Raw genomic sequence first — 22,586 nt, forward strand, 5'->3', positions numbered from 1 at the left:
GTTTTGAGAATGCTCGTCTATTGGCTGGATATTGTAGGTACCGCGGTATTTGCCATCTCTGGCGTGTTACTGGCCGGAAAACTGCGTATGGACCCGTTTGGCGTGCTGGTTTTGGGTGTGGTTACCGCCGTGGGTGGCGGGACAATCCGCGATATGGCATTAGATAACGGGCCCGTTTTCTGGGTCAAAGATCCGACCGATCTGGTGGTAGCGATGGTCACGAGCATGCTGACAATCCTGTTGGTGCGTCAGCCCAGACGCTTACCCAAATGGATGCTGCCGGTGCTGGACGCCGTCGGCCTGGCGGTCTTTGTGGGTATCGGCGTCAACAAAGCATTTATTGCGGGCACCGGCCCCCTGGTGGCTATCTGTATGGGCGTCATTACCGGCGTGGGCGGCGGCATCATTCGCGATGTGCTGGCGCGGGAAATCCCGATGATCCTGCGTACGGAAATCTACGCTACGGCCTGTATCATCGGCGGGATCGTCCATGCCACCGCGCATTACACCTTCGCGATGCCGTTAGAAGCCGCCAGTATGTTGGGGATGGTTGTCACGCTGGTGATTCGCCTCGCGGCGATCCGCTGGCATCTGAAGCTGCCGACGTTTGCGTTAGATGAGAATGGTCGTTGACTTGATTTTGCCCGATGGCGCTGCGCTTATCGGGCCTACAACAGAACAACACCGTAGGCCGGATAAGGCTTTTATGCCGTCATCCGGCATGACAGACAGCACTCAGATGCTGAAGGAAGAACCACACCCGCAGGTGCTTTTCGCATTCGGGTTGGTGACTACGAAGCGGGAACCTTCCAGACCTTCGGTGTAGTCAACGGAACCGCCGACCAGATACTGCAGGCTCATTGGGTCAACCACCAGGCCAACACCCTGTTTCTCGATGGTCATATCGCCTTCGTTGATCTGATCATCAAAGGTAAAACCATACTGGAAACCGCTGCATCCCCCTCCGGTGATATACACACGCAGTTTCAGGTTCGGGTTTTCTTCGTCAGCGATCAGGCTTTTTACTTTATTGGCTGCTGCTTCAGTAAATTGCAGTGGCAGCGCTACGTCATCACTCATATTTTTGCTCCAAACGACATCGGCAATTGGGCAAATTCTGACCCAATATTAACGCCATTATCTAATACCCTGGTATTTCATTCAAGTATTCTCGCCAGCGGTGGTCGTCTGACTTTTTGCCGCCTGCTCTGCTTCCTGCTTCGCCAGCGTGCGGGCAAGAATAGTGGAGTATAGCGGTTTTCCGCCCAGGAATTGTGCCAATAGTGTTGCGCCAAGACAGGTAATAATCATTGGCAAAATGAGCTGATAGTTATCGGTCATCTCCAGCACCAGCACAATCCCGGTCAACGGCGCGCGCACCGAAGCCGCCAGCAGTGCGCCCATTCCGGCGATGGCGAACGTCCCGGCCTCAAGCTGATAATGCGGAAAACCGGCGGCGGCTGCCATGCCAAATGCCGTCCCCAACAGCGTACCCAACGCTAGCATCGGCGCAAAAATGCCGCCCGGCGCGCCAGAAGAGAAACAGAGCAAGGTGGTGATCACCCGCGCGATAAAGATAAACAGCAGCAGCCCGACGCTAAAATTGCCCGCCGCCGCAATCGGGATAAGGTTAAAACCGCCACCCGCCGCCGCGGGTTCAATCAGTCCCAGAATGCCGCACAGACCGCCAATCGACCCGCCCATGAGCACCCATTTGGTCATATTACCGTGATGAAAACGCTGGAACATATCCTGGGTACCCAGCACCAGCTTATTGAAAACTGGCCCCACGCAGCCGAAAATCATCCCGAGGATCAGGTACAGCCACAGCGTATTGACCGGCGCGTTGGACAGTTTCCCCACCTCGATAATCGGCGATTCACCATTGAAGATGCGAAAAACAATGCTCGACATAATCACACCAGTGAAGACGGCTTTGATCGAGATAAGGTTGTAGCGAAACTGCGGGCGCATCTCCTCAATGATAAACAGAATGCCCGCCAGCGGCGCATTGAAGGCGGCGGAAAGCCCCGCAGCCGCCCCGGTCGCCAACAGGGTATGGCGTGCTTCGGCGCTGCGCATACGAAAGATATCCAGCACCATACGACCTATATTCCCGCCGATTTGTACCGTTGGCCCTTCGCGACCCAGTACCATCCCCGCCCCCAGCGTACCCATCCCGCCGATAAACTTGACCGGCAACACGCGCCACCAGCGAACGGGGCGCAGCTCTTCCAGTGCCCCTTCAATCTCTGGGATCCCCGAGCCACCGGCTTCCGGCGCAAATTTACGCACCAAAAAATAGCCGACCATTGCCAGTAATGCGGAGAGAATAAACGCCAGCGGCCAGAGCAGAAGCGGATGATCGGCCGCATTCACCAGCGCACCGATACGCAGGTTTTGCACCCCGCTCACCGCTTTTTCGAACGCCACGCCCACCAGGCCGGTGAGCGTCCCCACCACTGCCGCCATCATTAAGATCGCCAGCGGCGTTTTATCACGCTCCAACAGTCGACGGATTTGGTCCCTGCGCCGTAAGCGCACAATTTGCTGTGCTTCAAAAGAGGGAGTTTCTGTCTTCATCAGATGATCATTAATTGGTAATACAAATGCAGAGGCGGCATTGTACTCGCCTCTTCCCCGAAAATCCCCTGCAAATCGTACTGTTTCAAATGCGCAAAACTTTCATAACCTTCTCTGAATAACTAGAATAGCGACCATTCACATTTTCTACGAATCAGGAACCCATCCATGAGTAAGTCTGAAAACCTCTACAGCGCAGCACGCGAGCTAATTCCCGGCGGCGTTAACTCCCCTGTTCGCGCCTTTACTGGCGTGGGTGGTACTCCGCTGTTTATCGAAAAAGCTGACGGGGCCTATTTGTACGATGTCGATGGTAAAGCCTATATCGATTACGTCGGCTCCTGGGGCCCCATGGTGCTGGGACACAACCATCCGGCAATCCGCAACGCGGTAATCGAGGCGGCAGAGCGGGGCTTAAGCTTCGGCGCGCCAACCGAGATGGAAGTCAAAATGGCGGAACTGGTGACCGAACTGGTGCCGACGATGGATATGGTGCGAATGGTCAACTCCGGTACCGAAGCGACCATGAGCGCTATTCGTCTGGCGCGCGGCTTCACTGGCCGCGATAAGATCATCAAATTTGAAGGCTGCTACCACGGCCACGCGGACTGTCTGCTGGTGAAAGCCGGCTCCGGCGCGCTGACGCTGGGCCAACCGAACTCTCCGGGCGTACCGGCAGATTTCGCGAAGCACACCCTGACCTGTACCTATAACGATCTCAATTCCGTGCGTGCCGCGTTCGAGCAGTTCCCGCAGGAGATCGCCTGTATCATCGTAGAGCCGGTGGCGGGCAACATGAACTGCATCCCGCCGCTGCCGGAATTCCTGCCGGGTCTGCGCGCGCTGTGCGATGAGTTCGGCGCGCTGCTGATTATCGACGAAGTGATGACCGGCTTCCGCGTCGCCCTGGCAGGCGCGCAGGACTACTACAGCGTGGTACCGGATCTGACCTGTCTGGGCAAAATCATCGGCGGCGGGATGCCTGTGGGCGCGTTTGGCGGTCGTCGCGACGTGATGGACGCGCTGGCGCCCACTGGCCCGGTCTATCAGGCGGGCACCCTCTCCGGCAACCCGATTGCGATGGCGGCAGGTTTTGCCTGTCTGACTGAAGTGGCGCAGCCGGGCATTCACGAAACGCTGGATGACCTGACGACGCGCCTGGCGGAAGGTCTGCTGGAAGCGGCACAAGAAACCGCGATCCCGCTGGTCGTTAACCACGTTGGCGGCATGTTCGGGATTTTCTTCACCGACGCGAAAACCGTCACCTGCTATCAGGACGTGATGGCCTGCGACGTGGAACGCTTTAAGCGCTTCTTCCACATGATGCTGGACGAGGGAATTTACCTTGCGCCATCCGCGTTTGAAGCGGGATTTATGTCCGTGGCGCACAGCATGGAAGACATCAATAACACCATCGACGCCGCGCGTCGGGTGTTTGCGAAGCTGTAACAGAGTACGTTTTAAACCGTAGGCCGGGTAAGGCGAAGCCGCCACCCGGCTTTTTTATTGCCGGATGGCGACGCGAAGCGTCTTATCCGGCCTACACGAAAAACAACCGAATCAACGACTCTGCTTACGTAACAGATAAATAAAGTACGGCGCGCCGATAAACGTCGACAGTATCCCTGCCGGGATCTGGTACGGAAACAGCACCATCCGCCCGCACCAGTCGGCGAAAATCAGCAATAATCCCCCCGCCAGCGCCGACATCACAATATGCGGCATCGTTCGACGAAAACCCAACATCCGCGCGATATGCGGCGCCATCAGTCCGACAAAGCTCAGCGGGCCAATCGTCATTGTGGCGGTGGCTGTCAGACTGGCCGCCAGCAACAGCAGAGCCACCCGCGACGGTGTCAACGCGATACCGACTGCGCGGGCGGTATCGCCGCCCAGCGGTAAAATCGTCAACCAACGACGACAGAGCGGCGTGATGGCCAGCAGGATCACCATCACAATCCCGGTGTGCAGCACCTGCTCGCCCGACACGTTATAGGTCGAACCGGAGATCCAGGTCAATACCCCTGCCATGCGCGGATCGCCGCTCGCCTGCAACATCATCAGCAGCATGGTAAACGCGGTACTGAGCGCCATCCCGGCCAGCAGCATACGGTGGGGTGAGAACCCTCCCCGTCCGGCGGCGATCATAATGATCAACAGCGTGGCGGCAGCGCCGAGACTCCCGGCGGGCAGCAGCCAGCCAAACGCATTGCCCGGCACCAGAAACAGCATCAGTACAACACCGAATGCCGCGCCGGAACTGATCCCCAGCACCTCAGGACTCGCCATCGGGTTACCGGTCAGCCGTTGAATAATGCACCCCGCCACCGCCAGCATCACCCCGGCGATCGCCGCCGCCAGGATGCGCGGCCAGCGCCAGGGCATCAGCTCTTCCAACTGCACGCCGCTAGCCCAACTCCAGCCCTGAGCGTCACGACCCAACGACAGCGCGGCATACACCCCAATCAACAACAGCAGGCCGCCGATCAGCGCATAGCCCAGCACATGCTGACGTTCTGTCGCCCCCCGATCGCTGACGTTCATGTCCGGCGCGCTCATGCTTCGCAGGCGCGGCAATAGCCACAGCAGCAGCGGTGCGCCGATCAGCGCCGTCACGGAACCGGTGGACACTTCCATCCATACCCGGGTCAGCCAGAGAATGATCTGATCGGAAAGCCAGAGAATCAGCGCCCCGATCAGCGGAGCCAGCATCAGACGCGCCAGCAGACGACGCGCGCCTAGCATTTTCGCCAGCAACGGTGCAAACAGGCCGATAAAACCGATAATCCCCACCGCGTTAACCAGCAGCGCGCTGAGCACAATCGCCAGCGTCAGCGCCGCCAGACGCGCCAGCGACAGCGCCAGCCCTAAATTACGCGCAACGCCGTCGTCCAGCCCCATCAGGGTCAGCGGACGCAGCAACAGCAGGGTGAGCATCACGCCGCCCAGCAGTTGCGGCCACAGACGCTGCACGCCGCCCCAATCGGTTTGCGTCAGCGTTCCGGTACTCCACAGGAACATGCTTTGCAACTGATCGTGGTGGAAGATAACCAACAGCTGATTGATTGCCCCACAGTACAAACTGACCACCAGACCGGCGAGGATCAGCGTCACGGGAGAAAGACGTTTGCCCCAGGCGACGCCAAACACCAGCGCCCCGACAATACAGGCTCCCGCCAGAGCAGCGAACTGCGCGGCCAGTACGCCCGGGATCGCCCATAACGTTGTGACCGTCATCCCCAGTTGCGCACCTGTCGCCACGCCCAGCGTGGTCGGCTCCGCCAGCGGGTTACGCAGCACCTGCTGAAAGAGCACGCCAACCAGCCCCAGCCCGGCACCCACCAGCAGGGAAATCACCAGGCGGGGAAGAAGGCTGTAGTGGAAAATCATCTGCTCGATGATGTCGATATTGGGTGACCATAGCGCCTGTTGCCACTGAGCGCGGGGCAGCGCAATAGAGAAATTCGTCCAGGTTAAGCCCACCGCAGCAACAAACAGCAGCACCAGCAATAACGCCGGGAAGCGTGTAATACGTTTGCTCACGCTTTCCCCCCCAGCGCAGTATCCAAAATGCGCACAAAGTTCATGGTCGACAATGTGGCACCATAGAACCACACGGGCGGTACGCGCTGGAAACGCCCTTCGCGCACAAACGGCATTGCCTGCCAGAGCGGTGTCGCCATCAGTGCCGCCATCTCTTTGTTATTGCCATGATCAAAGCAGAGCACATCGGCATCTTTGTAGGCCGCAAGACGATCGATCCCTACTGCCGTACTGCCCCAGAAGTTGGTTTCCCCCTGCCAGGCGTTGCGAATACCGTACTCATCCAGCACGTCCTGGAACAGGCAGTTCGGGCCAAAGACCAGCATATGACGGGGATCAAGCAGGGTGACCAACAGCAGCGGACGCTCGCCGCGCTGCGCAAAGCGCGGTTTCCGGCTGGCAATAAACTGATCATATTCCGCCAGATGCCGCTCGGCTGCCGGTTCCAGATTCAGCATCTGCGCCATCTCGATCAAAGACCGGCGGGCCACCGCTAAGGGCTGTTTGCCATCGCTGAAGTTGAAACCGCGTCCGGGGGCTATCCGCGCCAGCGTCTCGGGGGAAGGACCATACCCTGTCGACCAGAACATATACGAGGGTTTCATTTCGGTCAGCAGTTCAAGATTCGGCTCGGTGCGTAAGCCGACATCAATCACCGACGCCGGCAGTGGGGGGTCATTCACCCACAGGCGATAATTGGGAATGTCCGCCACGCCGTAAGGCGTCACGCCAAGCGCCAGCAACAGCTCGACCGGCAGCCACTCCAGCGCCACAATGCGATGCGGATCGACCGAGGCCGCGCGCGCCGGTTTCATCTGCCAGAGCAGCGGGGAAAGTGCCATCGCCGTTAATAAACGACGACGCGTTATGTGGGGTAAGCCGCTCATCAATACACAAAACTCACAGGTGCAGCGCCTGCCGGATGCGGCAGGATCCCCATCGGGATGCCATAAATCCGCTCCAGGGTTTCGCTACGCATCAGGTCGGCAGGCGTTCCCTGGGCAATCATTTCGCCACCGCGTAGCGCGACTAAGTAGTCGCAGTAGCGGGCAGCCATGTTGATATCATGCAGCACGGCGATCACCGTCAGGCCACGCTCCTGGCTGAGGCGATGCACCAGCGCCAGCACATCAACCTGATGGGCGATATCCAGCGCCGAGGTGGGTTCATCCAGCAGCAGACAGCGGCTGTCCTGCGCCACCAGCATCGCAATCCACGCGCGCTGACGTTCACCGCCGGAAAGGCTGTCAACCAGACGATGCGCCAGCGGTTTCAACCCCACCAGCGCGATCGCTTCTTCCACTTTTTCTCTGTCCGCGACGCCAAAACGACCCAGCGCCCCGTGCCACGGATAGCGACCAATCGCCACCAGTTCACGTACGGTCATCCCTTCCGCCTGCGGCAACTGCTGCGGTAAATACGCCACCTTACGGGCAAACGCTTTGCTGTTCCAGCTGTTCAGCGGCTGGGCGTCCAGCAGGATATCCCCTTCTGACGGCGGCTGATGGCGACCCAGCATTTTTAACAACGTGGATTTACCTGAACCGTTGTGGCCGATAAGGCCAGTCACTTTACCGACGGGAAAGGTTAACGACAGAGGATGCAGAAGCGTGCGACCAGGCACGCGAAAGGAGACATCACGCAGTGCAAACGTGGTATCGGGATGATGGGTCTGTTCCTGCATAGCGGCCAACTTGTAAAGCGGGCACGCCATGCGTGCCCAAAGAAAAATTAGAAGCGGAAAGTTGCGGTAGCAACGACCTGACGTTCCGCGCCCCAGAAGCAGCCATAAGTATCGAAGCAGCTGGCGACGTATTCGCGGTCAAACAGGTTGGTAACGTTAACTGCAACGCTAGAACCCGCCATACCCAGGCGTGCGAGATCGTATTTAACGACAGCATCCATCACTGTTGAACTACCTACTTTGAAGGAGTTCGCTGGATCACCATAGCTGGAACCGACATAACGACCACCTGTTCCCAGAGTTAAACCAGACAGCGGGCCTTCATTGAAGGTGTAATCGCCCCACAAAGAAGCCATATTTTTTGGTACTTGAACAGGCGTTTTACCTTTAAGCGTCGTGTCTTCCGTATATTCAGCATCGGTATACGTATAAGACGCTGTCACGTTAATGTTCGCATTCACTGCGGCTTTCGCTTCTAACTCAACGCCACGAGAACGTATTTCACCGGCTGGGACCTGTGCAAACGGATTCAGCGGGTCGGTGGTCAGGTTATTTGTTTTTGTCAGCTCATACACAGCAGCAGTAACAACAACCGGCAGATCTTTTGGAACGTATTTCACACCAGCTTCATATTGCTTACCTTTTGACGGCGCATAAGCAACATTGTCAGCAGGCGTTGCAGCCCACGCTTTAGATGGGTTCGGCTCGAAAGATTCGCTGTAGCTAAAGTACGGTGTAATACCGTTGTCAAAGAGATAGTTTATCCCACCGCGCCAGGTGAATTGCTCATCATTACGCTCAACTTTCTGATTGCTGGCTCGAATGGTTGTTGCCTGCTGGGACCAGTCATAACGACCTCCCAATGTTGCAACCCATTTATTCCATTCCAACTGATCCTGGACATATACACCAGTTTGGTGCTGGGTATTGAGCTGGAACGGTTTCGCGTCCGGGAAATCAACATCCGTATACACGGGGTTATTCATATCTAACGACGGTGCAGTTCCGTAGGCGTTATCGATATCATTACGCAAACGTGAATAATCGATACCGGTCAGCAGAGTATGTCCGACGTCTCCCGTCGCAAACTTGCTTTCCAACTGGGTATCCACACCGAAATCATTGTAGCGTTCATTGGCTACGATGCTTGAGCGGGTCAATTGATTACCCACAGCCCCAAAACCGTACACGCTCTGCTGGGATGTCTTTATTTGGCTATAGCGTAAATTTTGGCGCACAGTGAAAGTATCATCAAAACTGTGTTCAAAGCTGTAACCAACCATACGCTCATAACGTGAATAAGTATTGTTCGGAGCGTAGTCAGTAAAGCTCACTGGCAAACGGGAACCATCAGGCAACGGTACTACAGTACCTTCTTTCGGCAACCATCCGTAATAACCCGTTGAAGGTTCATTCTGAATGTTTGCCCGCAACGTCAGATTGGTTCTGTCATCAGGTTTCCAGCTAAACACCGGCGCAATGGCATAGCGCTTCTGCTTCGCGAAATCCTGTTGTTCGTCATTAGAACGTGCCAGCCCTGTTAAACGATAGGAATAGACGCCGTCATCATCCAGAGAATCACTGAAATCAAAACCGGTCTGGAACAGATTATCTGTACCCATTTTGAATTGAATTTCTTTTAACGGCTCTGATGTTGGGCTTTTGCTGACCATAGAGATCAGGCCACCTGGGTTACTTTTCCCATAAAGAACAGAAGTTGGCCCACGCATCATCTCTACACGTTCAAGCATGTAAGGGTCAACAACGGCAGAACTGTAGTAATCACCCTGTAGTTTAATGCCATCAAGGTAATTGTTCGGGGTCGGACCAGGTGTGTAGAAGCCGCGAATGATAACGAAATCATACGTACTGGAAGCGCCACGTGTCGAAACTGCTGCGCCGGGCGTATAGGCTAAAGCCTCTTTCACCGACCCAGGCTGATGCATATCCATTTCTTCACGCGTCACTACCGAAACAGACTGTGGAGTCTTTTCGATAGGCGTATCTGTTTTGGTGGCAGTGGCGGAGCGCTTCGCGGCAATAGTCGGAGATGGGCCCCACGCACTTTCCTGCGGAGCAGGTGCAGCGGTTACGGTGATAGTGTCTTCTTTTTTCGGTTCAACCGCCGCCTGTGCATAGACAGACATGCCGCTAACCGCTGTGGCTACTACAACTGCGATTTTACGCAGCGAGTGTTTTGGCTGAGCAGTTTTTTGACGCGCCATTGGTATATCTCTGATGAAAAGTGAATGATAACGTAAACGAGAATTATTATTATGCCGGCAGAATAATATTCGAAACGCGGGCGCGATAGCAAGCGATACGCGTCCCCACCAAAACTAAGGGGTTAAGAAATATCCAGATGAAAAGAAAGGGTTAAGAAAGTGGTGTGAAATGTTTTTGTAGGGGAATTGCCGGATGGCGGCAAAAACGCCTTATCCGGCCTACAAGCCCAATGCCGTATTGATCCTGTAGGCCGGATAAACGAAGTGCCATCCGGCACGATGGTTAGTTACTGCCGAACATGTCTTTAATCCACCCCGCCACGCCGTCGCCGTCTTTCTTCTCTTCCTTCGGCGGCTGTTGCGGCTGTTGCTGCGGCTGAGAAGATTGATCGAACGGGTTCCCGGTCGGCTGCTGCTGCATTTCACCCTGCTGGCAGAGCGAATCTGGGTCTGATGTCCAGACCGGCAGCGTGCGCATGCCGCCGCTGCAGACAAAGTTGCCGTCATAGTCGACGCCCATCTCCGCAATATCCTCCGGCGGCGTCAGCGTCAGCGGCGTCGGCGTCTGGTTTGCCAGATAACGCTGATAAATAGACATCGCCCCGCTCGCACCGTACAGCTTCGTTGGCTGGTTGTTATCGCGGCCCACCCAGGTGATGGTCACCTGGCTGCCGTCAATACCGGCAAACCAGGTATCGACGTTGTTGTTCGTGGTCCCGGTTTTACCCGCCAGATGCAGATTCGGATACTTCGCGCCAAGCTGACGACCGGTGCCGCGCTGCACAACCTGCTGCATCGTCCACAGCGTCATGTAGGCAGCCTGAGCCGGAACGGCGCGTTCCGCCTGCGGGAAGCTCTGGTACAGCACGGTGCCATCTTCGGCAATAACCGAACGCAGCGCGGAAAGCGGCGCACGGTTACCGCCGCTGGCGATCGTCTGGAACGCCTGCGTCACTTCGATTGGCGTCAGGTTCAGCGCCCCCAGCAGCATGGCCGGAACCGGATGCAACTGCTCTTTTGGCACGCCCAGCTTCAGCCAGGTATCGGTGACGGCTGGCAGACCCAGTGCCATCCCCAGATTGACCGTCGGTACGTTCATGGAGCGCGTCAGCGCATCCACTAACATGACTTTGCCGCTTTCGCTGTAACGACGATCGTCGTTCTGCGGCGACCACACCTGACCGTTTGGCTGGCGCAGCGCAATTGGCGCATCGGCAATCCAGGTGTTCAGACGATAGATTTTCGGCTGGCTCAGCGCGGTCAGATAGGTCGCCGGTTTGGCCAGAGAACCAATCGAACGACGCGCCTGCATCGCGCGGTTATAGCCAGCAAACTGCGGTTCAGCGCCACCGACCATGGCCCGGACTTCGCCACTGAAGCGGTCCACCACCACAATCGCGGTTTCCAGATCGCTCAGCTTGCGCTGTTTTTTCAGTTCCGGAATCCCGTCAACCGCCGCTTTCTCGGCAGCATCCTGGGCAACAGAGTCAAAGGTGGTGAAGATCTTCACGCCGGAGAGATCTTTCACTTTATCGCCCAGCTTCGCCTGCAACTCCTGACGCACCATCTGCATAAACGCGGGCTGTGGTGAGATCACCCCACCGCGCGGCTGCACGCCTAACGGGCGCGCGCTCAGCATGTCGTACAGTTCCTGATCGATCACCTGCTGTTGCTGCAGCAGACGCAGCACCAGGTTACGACGTTCAAGCGCCAGTTTCGGGTTACGCCACGGGTTGTAGATTGACGCCCCTTTCACCATCCCCACCAGCAGCGCCTGCTGGTCCAGGCTCAGCTCTTCCACCGGGCGGCCAAAGTAGTACAAGCTCGCCAGCGGGAAGCCGCGAATTTCGTTATCGCCGCTCTGACCGAGATACACCTCGTTCATATACAGCTCAAGAATGCGATCTTTGCTGTAGCGCGCATCCATCAGCAGCGCCATGTAGGCTTCGTTGGCCTTACGCCAGTACGAACGCTCGCTGGAGAGGAACAGGTTTTTCACCAGCTGTTGGGTCAGGGTACTTGCCCCCTGTACCGTGCGTCCGGCGGTCAGGTTTGCCAGCACCGCGCGGCCGATAGAGTACAAACTCACCCCGTCATGCTCATAGAAATGACGGTCTTCGGTCGCCAGCAGCGTATCCACCAGCAGATCCGGGAAACCGCTGCGCGGAACAAACAGACGCTGTTCGCCGTTTGGCGACGAGAGCATGGTGATCAAGCGCGGATCGAGACGGAAGAAACCGAACTGGCGGTTGTTATCCATGTTGACGATCGTGTCCAGACGGCCGCTATCGAACGTCAGACGCGCGCGCACCTGACCCTCTTTGCTGTCCGGAAAATCAAACGGACGGCGGATCATCTCAATGCTGTTGGCCTGCACGGTAAACTCGCCAGGACGCGTCATCTTGCTGACCTGACGATACTGGGTGGCTTCCAGCAATTTGACCATTTCGTTTTTGCTGACCGACATTTCCGGCTCAAGGTTGACCATCCGGCCATACACCGCCGCCGGCAACTGCCAGACTTTGCCATCAATACGGCTACGGATTTTTTGATCCAGATAGACGCCATAGATGGCAAGCAGTACCGCAAATACAATCGCTATTTTCAGCAGCAGCCACATCCAGCCGCGCTTGCCACGAGGCTTACGCCCTTTGCCTTTACCCTTACGCGGCATCGGTTCTTCATCCTCATAGTCATCATCATAATCGTCGTCGTACTCATCATCTCTGAGTTGGCGACGGCTCACCTTTTGTTTCACCGGACGCGTAGGTTTCCCTTTGCGTCCAATTGGCTCGCGGTCATTCCCGGCCATGCTTTTTCTCCGCTACATTCAGGCGCAAGGGCCTGATTCTCTGTTCTTCCGTCAGAAGACAAAAGAAGAAATCTCTCAATTTTACGGCTCTTTTGTCGGACAGGGCGTAAATGCCCTCTCCGGCTTACGAATACTTTTTGGTCCGCCGCGTCGGTGCCGTGTTCGCCGGATCGTCCGGCCAGACATGTTTGGGATAGCGCCCTTTCATCTCTTTTTGCACGTCGCGATACGAACCCTGCCAGAACGCAGCCAAATCCTGGGTTATCTGCAACGGTCGCTGCGCGGGGGACAAGAGCTCCAGAACCAGCGGCACGCGGCCCTCGGCGATGGTCGGCGTACGGGCCTCGCCAAACATCTCCTGCATTCTGACCGCCAGCGCCGGCGGATTATCGTCGTGATAACGAATGGCTATCCGGCTTCCCGTCGGCACAGTGTAATGTGTGGGTAACGAACTCACCAGACGTTGCTGCAGGGAATAATCCAGTAACCCGCTCAATGCCTGGTGAACATCCAGCGATTTCAGGCCGCGCAGCGAATGAACGCCGCTCATATGCGGCAGCAGCCAGTTCTCCAGCGTGGCCAGTAATGTCCTGTCGTCCACCGCAGGCCAGTCATACTCCGGCAGCCATTTCGCCGCACAGTGCAGGCGTAACCGCAGTTGTTCTGCCGCAGGCGTCCAGTTGAGCACGCTCAGGCCTTTATCGCGGATGCCGTTAAGCATCGCCAGATGCAGTTCTTCTTCGGACGGTTTTGCCAACGGCTGGACTTTGACCGTCAACTCCCCGACTCGCAGTCTGCGCCAGGCTTTCAGCGTCCCTTGCGCCTCATCCCACTCGACAGTATCAGACTGCTGTAACAACTCAGGACAACGCTGGATAAGCGCATCGATATCGAGCGGCAGCGCCAGCAGGATCCGCGCATCCGGCGACGCGCTGCCCTGTAATAACAGAGGCGCGATCAGCCATTCGTGCCGCCCCAGCGCATCATCAGCGTCCAGCGCCGCCCCCATACCATTTGCCAGTTGATAACGCCCGTCCTGGCTGCGTCGACGCGCAATGCGGTCGGCAAAGGCCTGAGCCAGCAACGGGGCTATACGTGACGCATCCGCTTCGCCGTTGCGAACATTCAGACGCTTGAGAAGCTGCTGACTACGCTGTTGCCAGGCGGGCTGATGGCGGGAAAACGCCACGCCAAGATCGGTATTGCCCATCCGCGGTGGTTCCTCAAGAATCGCCGCCAGCTTTGCCGCCGTAGCCGCATCGTCGGGTGTGGAAGCACTGACTAACATCGCGGCCAGCCGCGGATCGTTACCCAACGCCGCCATTTTTTGCCCCGTCGTACTGAGCTGCTCGCCCTCCAGCGCCCCCAGCATGTGCAGTAATCGTTTCGCCGCCTGTAAGTTGACAGCAGGCGGTAGATCCAGCCAGGTGAGTTGCGCGGGATCGCGACATCCCCACAGCAGCAATTCCATCAGTAGACCGGAGAGATCGCTGTGCAAAATTTCAGGATCCCCTTGTACTGCAGCGCGTTCCGCCTGCTCTTTGGCAATCAGATGCAGACAGATACCCGGCTCCAGACGTCCAGCCCGCCCGGCGCGCTGGGTCATGGAAGCATGACTGATGCGCTGGGTGATAAGCCGGGTCAACCCGGTGCGCGCGTCAAACCGCGCCACCCGCTCCTGCGCGCAGTCAACCACCAGGCGAATCCCCTCAATGGTCAGACTGGTCTCCGCAATATTGGTCGCCAGCACAACTTTACGCATGCCTTGCGGAGCAGGCAAAATCGCTTTGCGCTGCTCGCTAAGCGACAGTGCGCCATAGAGCGGACACAGCATTACATCACTACCGACTCGCGCACTTAATTGCTCCTGTACGCGCAGGATCTCCCCGACGCCGGGTAAAAACAGCAGCAGCGAGCCGGGCTCTTTGCGCAGCAGTTCGGCACAAGCGACCGCCACGGCTTCGTCGAAACGCAACTGCGATGCCAGCGGCTGATAACGGCGCTCAACGGGAAAGGCACGCCCTTCAGAAACGATCGCCGGCGCATCCGGCAGGCACTGTTGCAGGCGATCGTTATCCAGCGTGGCGGACATGATCAGCAGCTTAAGATCGTCGCGCAGTCCTTGCTGCACGTCCAGCAGCAGCGCCAGCGCGAGATCTGCCTGCACGCTGCGTTCGTGAAATTCGTCGAGGATCACCAGTCCCACACCGCTGAGCTCCGGATCGCGCTGGATCATACGCGTCAGTACCCCTTCGGTGACCACCTCAAGCCGCGTTGCTGGCCCGACGCAGGATTGCGCCCGCATCCGGTAGCCAACCGTCTCACCGGGCTTTTCATCGAGCAGTTCCGCAAGCCTTTGTGCCACGTTACGCGCTGCCAGACGACGCGGCTCCAGCAGGATAATCCGCCCTTCGATACCCTTATGCGCCAGAAACTGTAGCGGCAACCAGGTTGACTTACCGGCTCCCGTCGGCGCGCTCAGCAGTACCTGTGGCGCAGAATCCAGGGCAGTAAGCAATTCAGGCAGTACAGCAGCAACAGGTAACGACGTCACAAATGGCTCCAGAGGGTTAACATTCTTCGCGCCGCATTGTAGCATCGCGTTAATTCATAACCGAGTACCTAAGATGTCTGAGCCGAAACGGCTGTTTTTTGCCATCGAACTGCCCGCCACGGTACGTGAGCAACTTATCTCGTGGCGGGCGGCTAATTTCCTCCCGGAGGCGGGGCGCCCCGTCGCGGCCGAGAACCTGCATTTAACGCTGGCGTTTTTAGGCGATGTGAGCGCTGACAAACAACAGGCGCTGATTGCCCTTGCCGGTCGCATTCGTCAGCCCGGGTTTACGCTCAGTCTGGATGATGCCGGACAGTGGTTACGCTCTCGCGTAGTCTGGCTGGGGACACGTCAGTCCCCGCGCGGGCTGTTGCAACTGGCAAATATTCTGCGGGCCCAGGCGGCGCGCAGCGGGTGTTATCAAAGTCCGCAGCCGTTTCATCCACACGTGACGCTACTGCGCGACGCCAGTCACGCCGTGGCGATCCCGCCGCCTGGCTTTTGCTGGTCATTTCCGGTGACGGAATTTGCCCTGTATGCCTCCTCTTTTTCCCGAGGACGCACGCGTTACGCCAAACTTCAGCGCTGGACGCTCACCGAATAATCAAGGACATGCGCGATGCAATTTACTCCCCCTCTCCAGCGCGCGACGCTGGTTCAGCGATATAAACGCTTTTTAGCCGATGTGATCACACCTGACGGGACTGAACTCACGCTACACTGCCCCAATACCGGGGCGATGACGGGGTGTGCAACGCCCGGTGATACGATCTGGTATTCGACGTCGGAGAATATCAAACGCAAATATCCACACACCTGGGAATTAACCCAAACCCAGACGGGCGCGTTAATTTGTGTTAATACGCTATGGGCTAACAGACTGACGAAAGAGGCCATTGAACAGGGACGAGTTTCAGAACTTTCAGGTTATTCCACGCTGAAAAGCGAAGTAAAATACGGCGCCGAACGGAGCCGCATTGATTTTATGTTACAGGCAGATTCACGGCCTGACTGCTATATTGAAGTGAAATCGGTAACGTTAGCGGAAAAGGATTTTGGTTATTTTCCCGATGCCATCACTGAACGAGGTCAGAAACATCTTCGGGAACTGATGAGCGTAGCGGCTGAGGGCAAACGCGCAGTGATTTTCTTTGCCGTCCTGCACTCCGCCATTACACGGTTTTCACCCGCGCGCCATATTGACGCGAAATATGCGCAACTATTGTTCGAAGCACAGCGTAAGGGGGTAGAAATTCTGGTTTATAAAGCGGAACTTTCTGCCGATAGTATGACTCTGATAGAGCCATTAACTGTCACTTTATAGTGTTGTAAACAATTGGTTATTTAGTATTCTGGTCGCGTGCGCAAATACGCTTTTCCTCACAGGGTTGTCAAGTGTTACGTTTAGTTAATTGCTATCCGGAAAAGCATCTGCTATTTATAGCGACCTGATTTTTCCCCCGAACATGGGGATCGATAGTGCGTGTTAAGGAGAAGCAACATGCAAGAAGGGCAAAACCGTAAAACATCGTCCCTGAGTATTCTCGCCATCGCTGGGGTGGAGCCGTACCAGGAGAAACCGGGCGAAGAGTATATGAACGAAGCCCAGCTGTCGCACTTCAGGCGTATTCTTGAAGCATGGCGTAATCAACTTAGGGATGAAGTCGATCGCACCGTTACTCATATGCAGGATGAAGCTGCCAACTTCCCGGACCCGGTAGACCGTGCCGCACAGGAAGAAGAGTTCAGCCTCGAACTGCGTAACCGTGACCGTGAGCGCAAACTGATCAAAAAGATCGAGAAAACGCTGAAGAAGGTTGAAGACGAAGATTTCGGCTACTGCGAATCCTGCGGTGTAGAAATTGGTATTCGTCGCCTGGAAGCGCGTCCAACAGCCGATCTGTGCATCGACTGCAAAACGCTGGCTGAAATTCGCGAAAAACAAATGGCTGGCTAAGGCCTGGCGTTTGAAACGTTTACAACAGGCGGGGCTTTCCCCGCCTGTTCATTTTTACGCAAAGATGACTGACTCACACTACATTGGCCGATTCGCCCCGTCACCTTCTGGTGAACTGCACTTTGGCTCCCTCATTGCTGCGCTGGGCAGTTACTTACAGGCTCGCGCCCGTCAGGGAATATGGCGAGTACGTATAGAAGATATTGATCCTCCTCGTGAAGTTCCCGGTGCCGCAGACACGATTCTGCGTCAACTGGAACATTACGGCCTGCACTGGGATGGCGACATTTTATGGCAGTCACAGCGCCATGACGCCTACCGCGACGCGCTCGCCTGGTTATACGACCGGGGGCTGAGCTACTACTGCACCTGTACCCGTGCGCGCGTCCAGAGCATTGGCGGAATTTATGATGGTCACTGCCGCGAGTTGCATAACGGACCGGCGCAAGCGGCGGTTCGTATCAAACAGCAGCATCCCGTCACCCGTTTTTACGATCGACTTCGCGGTGACATTCAGGCTGACGAACGTCTGGCGAGAGAAGATTTTATTATCCATCGCCGTGATGGACTGTTCGCCTATAACCTGGCGGTGGTGGTGGACGATCACTTTCAGGGTGTCAGCGAAATCGTGCGCGGCGCCGATTTGATAGAACCGACGGTACGACAAATCTCGCTGTACCAGCAGTTCGGCTGGACGCCTCCGGACTATATTCATCTGCCGCTGGCGCTCAATGAACAAGGCGCTAAACTGTCCAAACAGAATCATGCCCCTGCCTTGCCGCAAGGCGATCCGCGTCCCGTTCTCATGGACGCGCTGCGCTTTCTTGGGCAGCAGGGTGATGTGCCGTGGCAGGAGATGCACGTCGACGAGATCCTGGCATCCGCCGTGGCAAACTGGACGCTTTCGACGGTACCTGAATCGGCGATTGTAAATCCGGCATTCTCAAATACGTCGTGCTGAGCTATGATTAGCCGCTATTTTTACACAGCAAATGATTTGAACTGAATTCTGAATATTGTTTGACACTACCGAGGTGCACTATTTTTACCCGAGTCGCTAATTTTTGCCGCAAGGTGCTAAGCCGCGAAGAGAGCGAGGCCGAAATTGCCGTCGCCCGTCCGCGTATGACGGTCATCCCGCGCGAGCAGCACGCTATTTCACGCAAAGATATCAGTGAAAATGCCCTGAAGGTAATGTACAGGCTGAATAAAGCGGGATACGAAGCCTGGCTGGTTGGCGGAGGCGTCCGCGACCTTCTGCTTGGCAAAAAACCGAAAGATTTTGACGTCACGACCAATGCGACGCCAGACCAGGTGCGCAAACTGTTCCGTAACTGCCGCCTTGTAGGCCGCCGTTTCCGTCTGGCGCACGTCATGTTTGGCCCGGAAATTATTGAAGTCGCCACCTTTCGTGGTCATCACGAAGGCAGCGAAAGCGACCGTACCACGTCCCAACGCGGACAAAACGGTATGCTGCTGCGCGACAACATTTTCGGCTCCATCGAAGAAGACGCCCAGCGCCGTGACTTCACCATTAACAGCCTTTATTACAGCGTCGCTGATTTTACCGTTCGCGACTATGTCGGCGGTATGCAGGATCTGGAAGATGGTGTGATTCGCCTGATCGGCAATCCGGAAACCCGCTACCGCGAAGATCCGGTGCGGATGCTGCGCGCCGTGCGTTTCGCAGCGAAGCTCGACATGAAGATTAGCCCGGAAACGGCAGAGCCGATCCCGCGCCTGGCCACGCTGCTCAACGATATCCCGCCCGCGCGCCTGTTCGAAGAGGCGTTGAAGCTATTGCAGGCGGGCTACGGCTATGAAACCTATAAAAAACTGCGCGAATACAGCCTGTTCCAGCCACTGTTCCCGACCATCACTCGTTATTTCACCGAGAATGGCGACAGCGCAATGGAACGCATCATCGCGCAGGTGCTGAAAAATACCGATAACCGCATCCATAACGACATGCGCGTTAATCCGGCCTTCCTGTTTGCCGCGATGTTCTGGTATCCGCTGCTGGAAATGGCGCAGAAAATCGCCCAGGAAAGCGGTCTGGCCTACTATGACGCGTTCGCGCTGGCGATGAACGAAGTGCTGGATGAGGCCTGCCGTTCGCTGGCGATCCCGAAACGTCTCACCTCGCTGACGCGCGATATCTGGCAGTTGCAACTGCGGATGTCCCGTCGCCAGGGTAAGCGCGCGTGGAAGCTGATGGAACATCCGAAATTCCGCGCCGCGTATGATTTACTCGCCCTGCGTGCCGAAGTGGAAAACAATGCCGAACTGCAGCGTCTGGCGCAGTGGTGGGGCGAATTCCAGGTTTCTGCACCACCAGAGCAAAAAGGCATGCTGAACGAGCTGGATGAAGATCCGTCACCGCGCCGTCGGCACCGTCGTCCGCGCAAGCGCGCGCCGCGTCGTGAAGGAACGGCATGACCCTCGTTTATATCGCGCTGGGCAGCAACCTGGCCTCTCCTCTGGAGCAGGTCAATGCTGCCGTCAACGCGATACGTGAGCTCCCTGAAAGCCGGGTCGTTGCCGTCTCTTCCTTTTACCGAACCCCGCCGCTGGGTCCGCAGGATCAGCCCGATTACCTGAACGCCGCCGTGGCGCTGGAAACGACGCTTGAGCCAGAAACATTGCTCGATCACACCCAGCGCATTGAACTTCAGCAAGGCCGGGTACGTAAAGCCGAACGCTGGGGACCACGCACGTTAGATCTGGACATCATGTTGTTTGGCGATCGCATCATCAACAGCGAGCGGTTAACCGTGCCGCACTACGACATGAAAAACCGTGGTTTTATGCTCTGGCCGCTGTTTGAAATCGCCCCTGACCTGCACTTCCCTGACGGCATCTCACTGCAACAGGTACTCACTCACCTCGGCGCAGAAAAACCCGCTCGCTGGTAATCACGCGCGTCTTTCTTCACGTTTGTTCTTTTCACGCCTGACTGCTGCTTAAATCAATTGCCCCACTGAATGTGACTGTTAAAATGCCGGTAAATATGACGTTCACCATCAGGAAATGTTATGAAACCGACCACCATCTCACTGTTGCAGAAGTGCAAACAAGAGAAAAAACGCTTCGCCACCATTACTGCCTATGACTACAGCTTCGCCAGACTGTTTGCCGACGAAGGGATCAATGTGATGCTGGTCGGAGATTCCCTGGGGATGACGGTGCAAGGGCATGACTCCACCCTGCCGGTTACCGTTGAAGATATCGCTTACCACACGCGTGCGGTGCGTCGCGGCGCGCCGAATTGCCTGCTGCTCGCCGATCTGCCGTTTATGGCTTATGCGACGCCGGAACAGGCCTTTGAAAATTCGGCCATCGTCATGCGCGCGGGCGCGAACATGGTCAAGATTGAAGGCGGCGCCTGGCTGGTAGATACCGTGAAAATGCTCACCGAGCGCGCGGTACCCGTCTGCGGACACTTAGGGTTGACGCCACAGTCGGTCAATATCTTTGGTGGCTATAAAATTCAGGGCCGTGGCGATGCCGGACAGGTTTTGCTGGACGATGCCCTGGCGCTGGAAGCCGCAGGCGCGCAACTCATTGTGCTGGAATGCGTCCCGGTTGAGTTGGCCAGGCGCGTGACTGACGCGCTTTCCATTCCGGTCATCGGCATCGGTGCCGGTAACGTCACCGACGGACAAATCTTAGTGATGCACGACGCCTTTGGCATCACCGGCGGCCATATTCCGAAATTTGCCAAAAATTTCCTTACGGAAGCAGGCGACATGCGCGCCGCGGTACGGCAGTATATTGCCGAGGTTGAGTCCGGCGTCTATCCGGGCGAAGAACACAGTTTCCATTAAGGAGTCTTGTTGTGCTGATTATTGAAACCCTGCCACTGCTGCGTCAGCATATCCGCAGAGCCCGTCAGGAAGGTAAGCGCATTGCGCTGGTGCCGACGATGGGCAACCTGCATGATGGTCACATGAAGCTGGTTGATGAAGCGACAGCCCGTGCGGACATCGTGGTGGTGAGTATTTTCGTTAACCCGATGCAGTTTGACCGTCCGGACGATCTGGTGCGCTACCCGCGCACGCTGCAGGAAGACTGCGAAAAACTGAACAAGCGTAAAGTGGATTTCGTCTTTGCCCCCGCGCCGGACCAAATCTATCCCCAGGGCACCGACGGGCAGACGTACGTTGATGTCCCCGGCCTCTCGACGATGCTGGAAGGCGCTAGCCGTCCGGGTCATTTCCGTGGTGTTTCAACCATCGTCAGCAAGCTGTTCAATCTGGTACAGCCGGACGTCGCTTGCTTTGGCGAGAAGGACTTCCAGCAACTGGCGCTGATCCGCAAAATGGTTGCCGATATGGGCTACGACATCGACATCGTCGGTGTACCGATTATTCGCGCCAAAGACGGTTTAGCCCTGAGTTCGCGTAACGGTTATCTGACGGCCGAACAACGTAAAATCGCCCCCGGTTTGTACAAAGTGATGAGCCGCATCGGTGAAAAGTTGCAGGCCGGCGAGCGTGAACTGGAAGAGATTATTGCCATCGCTGAACAGGAATTGACGGAAAAAGGCTTCCGCCCCGATGATATTCAGATCCGCGATGCTGACACGCTGCTTGAACTGACCGAAAGCAGCCAGCGAGCCGTGATTCTGGTTGCTGCGTGGCTCGGTCAGGCTCGGTTAATCGACAATCAGACGGTTGCATTAACCCAGTAGACAGGGGTTAAAAATCAGGCAATACTGCCTGAGAAAATTCTCAAAGCAGGTTTCGACCTGCTTCGTTAACAACTGAACACACTCGGAATGACTCAGGCGCACCCAATACAGAGGCGGCCTGAATGATGAAGAGTCTTTAAGGTAGACGTTATGATTCGCACAATGCTGCAGGGCAAACTCCACCGCGTGAAAGTGACTCAGGCGGACCTGCACTATGAAGGTTCCTGCGCCATCGATCAGGATTTCCTGGATGCCGCCGGGATCCTCGAAAATGAAGCCATTGATATCTGGAACGTGAGCAACGGCAAGCGTTTCTCCACCTATGCCATTGCCGCCGAACGCGGTTCCAGAATCATCTCCGTCAATGGCGCGGCGGCACACTGTGCCAGCGTGGGCGATATTGTGATCATCGCCAGCTTCGTCACCATGTCTGACGAAGAAGCTCGCCGCTGGCAGCCGAAGGTCGCTTACTTCGAAGGCGACAACGAAATGAAACGCACCGCGAAAGCGATTCCGGTTCAGGTTGCGTAAGCGA

At 56.5% G+C, this 22,586-nt stretch carries 19 protein-coding genes; 11 read left to right on the top strand and 8 right to left on the bottom strand.

Annotated features, from left to right (window positions below; all coding sequences use genetic code 11):
• Window positions 1-9 precede the first annotated feature (9 nt).
• The gene (locus GBC03_25030; protein QFS73236.1) at window positions 10-633 is read left to right on the top strand and encodes a hypothetical protein; all 624 of its coding nucleotides are present in this window, start codon (window positions 10-12) and stop codon (window positions 631-633) included.
• Between the two features lie 102 nt (window positions 634-735).
• Here GBC03_25030 and erpA read toward each other — a convergent pair whose 3' ends face one another.
• Window positions 736-1,080: an iron-sulfur cluster insertion protein ErpA gene (gene erpA, locus GBC03_25035; GenBank protein ID QFS73237.1), complete on the bottom strand. Its 345-nt coding sequence runs from the start codon at window positions 1,078-1,080 to the stop codon at window positions 736-738.
• Between the two features lie 81 nt (window positions 1,081-1,161).
• Window positions 1,162-2,583 carry a H(+)/Cl(-) exchange transporter ClcA gene (clcA, locus tag GBC03_25040; protein QFS73238.1) on the bottom strand — a complete coding sequence of 474 codons (1,422 nt, stop codon included), beginning with the start codon at window positions 2,581-2,583 and terminating at the stop codon, window positions 1,162-1,164.
• A 168-nt stretch (window positions 2,584-2,751) separates the two neighbouring features.
• Here clcA and hemL point away from each other — a divergent pair, with 168 nt between their 5' ends.
• A complete protein-coding gene (hemL, locus tag GBC03_25045; protein QFS73239.1) occupies window positions 2,752-4,032 on the top strand; it encodes a glutamate-1-semialdehyde 2,1-aminomutase in 1,281 nt (426 codons plus the stop codon).
• A gap of 111 nt (window positions 4,033-4,143) precedes the next feature.
• Here the strand turns inward: hemL and fhuB are convergent, their stop codons facing one another.
• From fhuB to hrpB, 6 genes are all read right to left on the bottom strand, one after another.
• Window positions 4,144-6,126 carry a Fe(3+)-hydroxamate ABC transporter permease FhuB gene (gene fhuB, locus GBC03_25050; protein QFS73240.1) on the bottom strand — a complete coding sequence of 661 codons (1,983 nt, stop codon included), beginning with the start codon at window positions 6,124-6,126 and terminating at the stop codon, window positions 4,144-4,146.
• Window positions 6,123-7,013: a Fe(3+)-hydroxamate ABC transporter substrate-binding protein FhuD gene (gene fhuD / locus GBC03_25055; GenBank protein ID QFS73241.1), complete on the bottom strand. Its 891-nt coding sequence runs from the start codon at window positions 7,011-7,013 to the stop codon at window positions 6,123-6,125. The genes fhuB and fhuD overlap by 4 nt, the downstream gene beginning before the upstream one ends.
• Window positions 7,013-7,810 carry a Fe3+-hydroxamate ABC transporter ATP-binding protein FhuC gene (fhuC, locus tag GBC03_25060; protein ID QFS73242.1) on the bottom strand — a complete coding sequence of 266 codons (798 nt, stop codon included), beginning with the start codon at window positions 7,808-7,810 and terminating at the stop codon, window positions 7,013-7,015. Before fhuC ends, fhuD begins: the two co-directional genes overlap by 1 nt.
• A 47-nt stretch (window positions 7,811-7,857) precedes the next feature.
• Entirely contained in the window at window positions 7,858-10,035 is a 2,178-nt protein-coding gene (fhuA, locus tag GBC03_25065; protein QFS73243.1) for a ferrichrome porin FhuA, read from the bottom strand.
• A gap of 283 nt (window positions 10,036-10,318) precedes the next feature.
• On the bottom strand, window positions 10,319-12,847 hold the full coding sequence (mrcB, locus tag GBC03_25070; protein ID QFS73244.1) for a bifunctional glycosyl transferase/transpeptidase: 2,529 nt from the start codon (window positions 12,845-12,847) through the stop codon (window positions 10,319-10,321).
• A gap of 124 nt (window positions 12,848-12,971) precedes the next feature.
• Window positions 12,972-15,446: an ATP-dependent helicase HrpB gene (hrpB, locus tag GBC03_25075; protein QFS73245.1), complete on the bottom strand. Its 2,475-nt coding sequence runs from the start codon at window positions 15,444-15,446 to the stop codon at window positions 12,972-12,974.
• Between the two features lie 28 nt (window positions 15,447-15,474).
• Between hrpB and thpR the strand changes: the two genes are divergently transcribed.
• The 9 genes from thpR to panD all read left to right on the top strand — a co-directional run bounded on the left by thpR (window position 15,475) and on the right by panD (window position 22,582).
• On the top strand, window positions 15,475-16,005 hold the full coding sequence (thpR, locus tag GBC03_25080) for an RNA 2',3'-cyclic phosphodiesterase (GenBank protein ID QFS73246.1): 531 nt from the start codon (window positions 15,475-15,477) through the stop codon (window positions 16,003-16,005).
• A gap of 15 nt (window positions 16,006-16,020) precedes the next feature.
• Window positions 16,021-16,725, top strand: a complete 705-nt coding sequence (gene sfsA, locus GBC03_25085) for a DNA/RNA nuclease SfsA (protein ID QFS73247.1) — start codon at window positions 16,021-16,023, stop codon at window positions 16,723-16,725.
• A 177-nt stretch (window positions 16,726-16,902) separates the two neighbouring features.
• Entirely contained in the window at window positions 16,903-17,358 is a 456-nt protein-coding gene (gene dksA, locus GBC03_25090) for an RNA polymerase-binding protein DksA (protein QFS73248.1), read from the top strand.
• Between the two features lie 64 nt (window positions 17,359-17,422).
• Window positions 17,423-18,319 (top strand): tRNA glutamyl-Q(34) synthetase GluQRS, encoded by an 897-nt coding sequence (gene gluQRS / locus GBC03_25095; protein QFS74123.1) that lies wholly within the window; start codon window positions 17,423-17,425, stop codon window positions 18,317-18,319.
• Between the two features lie 59 nt (window positions 18,320-18,378).
• Window positions 18,379-19,797: a polynucleotide adenylyltransferase PcnB gene (pcnB, locus tag GBC03_25100; GenBank protein ID QFS73249.1), complete on the top strand. Its 1,419-nt coding sequence runs from the start codon at window positions 18,379-18,381 to the stop codon at window positions 19,795-19,797.
• Window positions 19,794-20,273, top strand: coding sequence for a 2-amino-4-hydroxy-6-hydroxymethyldihydropteridine diphosphokinase (gene folK, locus GBC03_25105; GenBank protein ID QFS73250.1), 480 nt, complete (start codon window positions 19,794-19,796; stop codon window positions 20,271-20,273). The genes pcnB and folK overlap by 4 nt, the downstream gene beginning before the upstream one ends.
• Before the next feature lie 120 nt (window positions 20,274-20,393).
• Window positions 20,394-21,185 (top strand): 3-methyl-2-oxobutanoate hydroxymethyltransferase, encoded by a 792-nt coding sequence (panB, locus tag GBC03_25110; protein QFS73251.1) that lies wholly within the window; start codon window positions 20,394-20,396, stop codon window positions 21,183-21,185.
• An 11-nt stretch (window positions 21,186-21,196) separates the two neighbouring features.
• Window positions 21,197-22,051 carry a pantoate--beta-alanine ligase gene (panC, locus tag GBC03_25115; protein ID QFS73252.1) on the top strand — a complete coding sequence of 285 codons (855 nt, stop codon included), beginning with the start codon at window positions 21,197-21,199 and terminating at the stop codon, window positions 22,049-22,051.
• 150 nt (window positions 22,052-22,201) lie between these two features.
• Window positions 22,202-22,582: an aspartate 1-decarboxylase gene (gene panD, locus GBC03_25120; protein ID QFS73253.1), complete on the top strand. Its 381-nt coding sequence runs from the start codon at window positions 22,202-22,204 to the stop codon at window positions 22,580-22,582.
• Window positions 22,583-22,586 lie beyond the last annotated feature (4 nt).

The sequence above is a fragment of the Citrobacter telavivensis genome (assembly GCA_009363175.1).
In the GTDB taxonomy this organism is placed as follows: domain Bacteria; phylum Pseudomonadota; class Gammaproteobacteria; order Enterobacterales; family Enterobacteriaceae; genus Citrobacter_A; species Citrobacter_A telavivensis.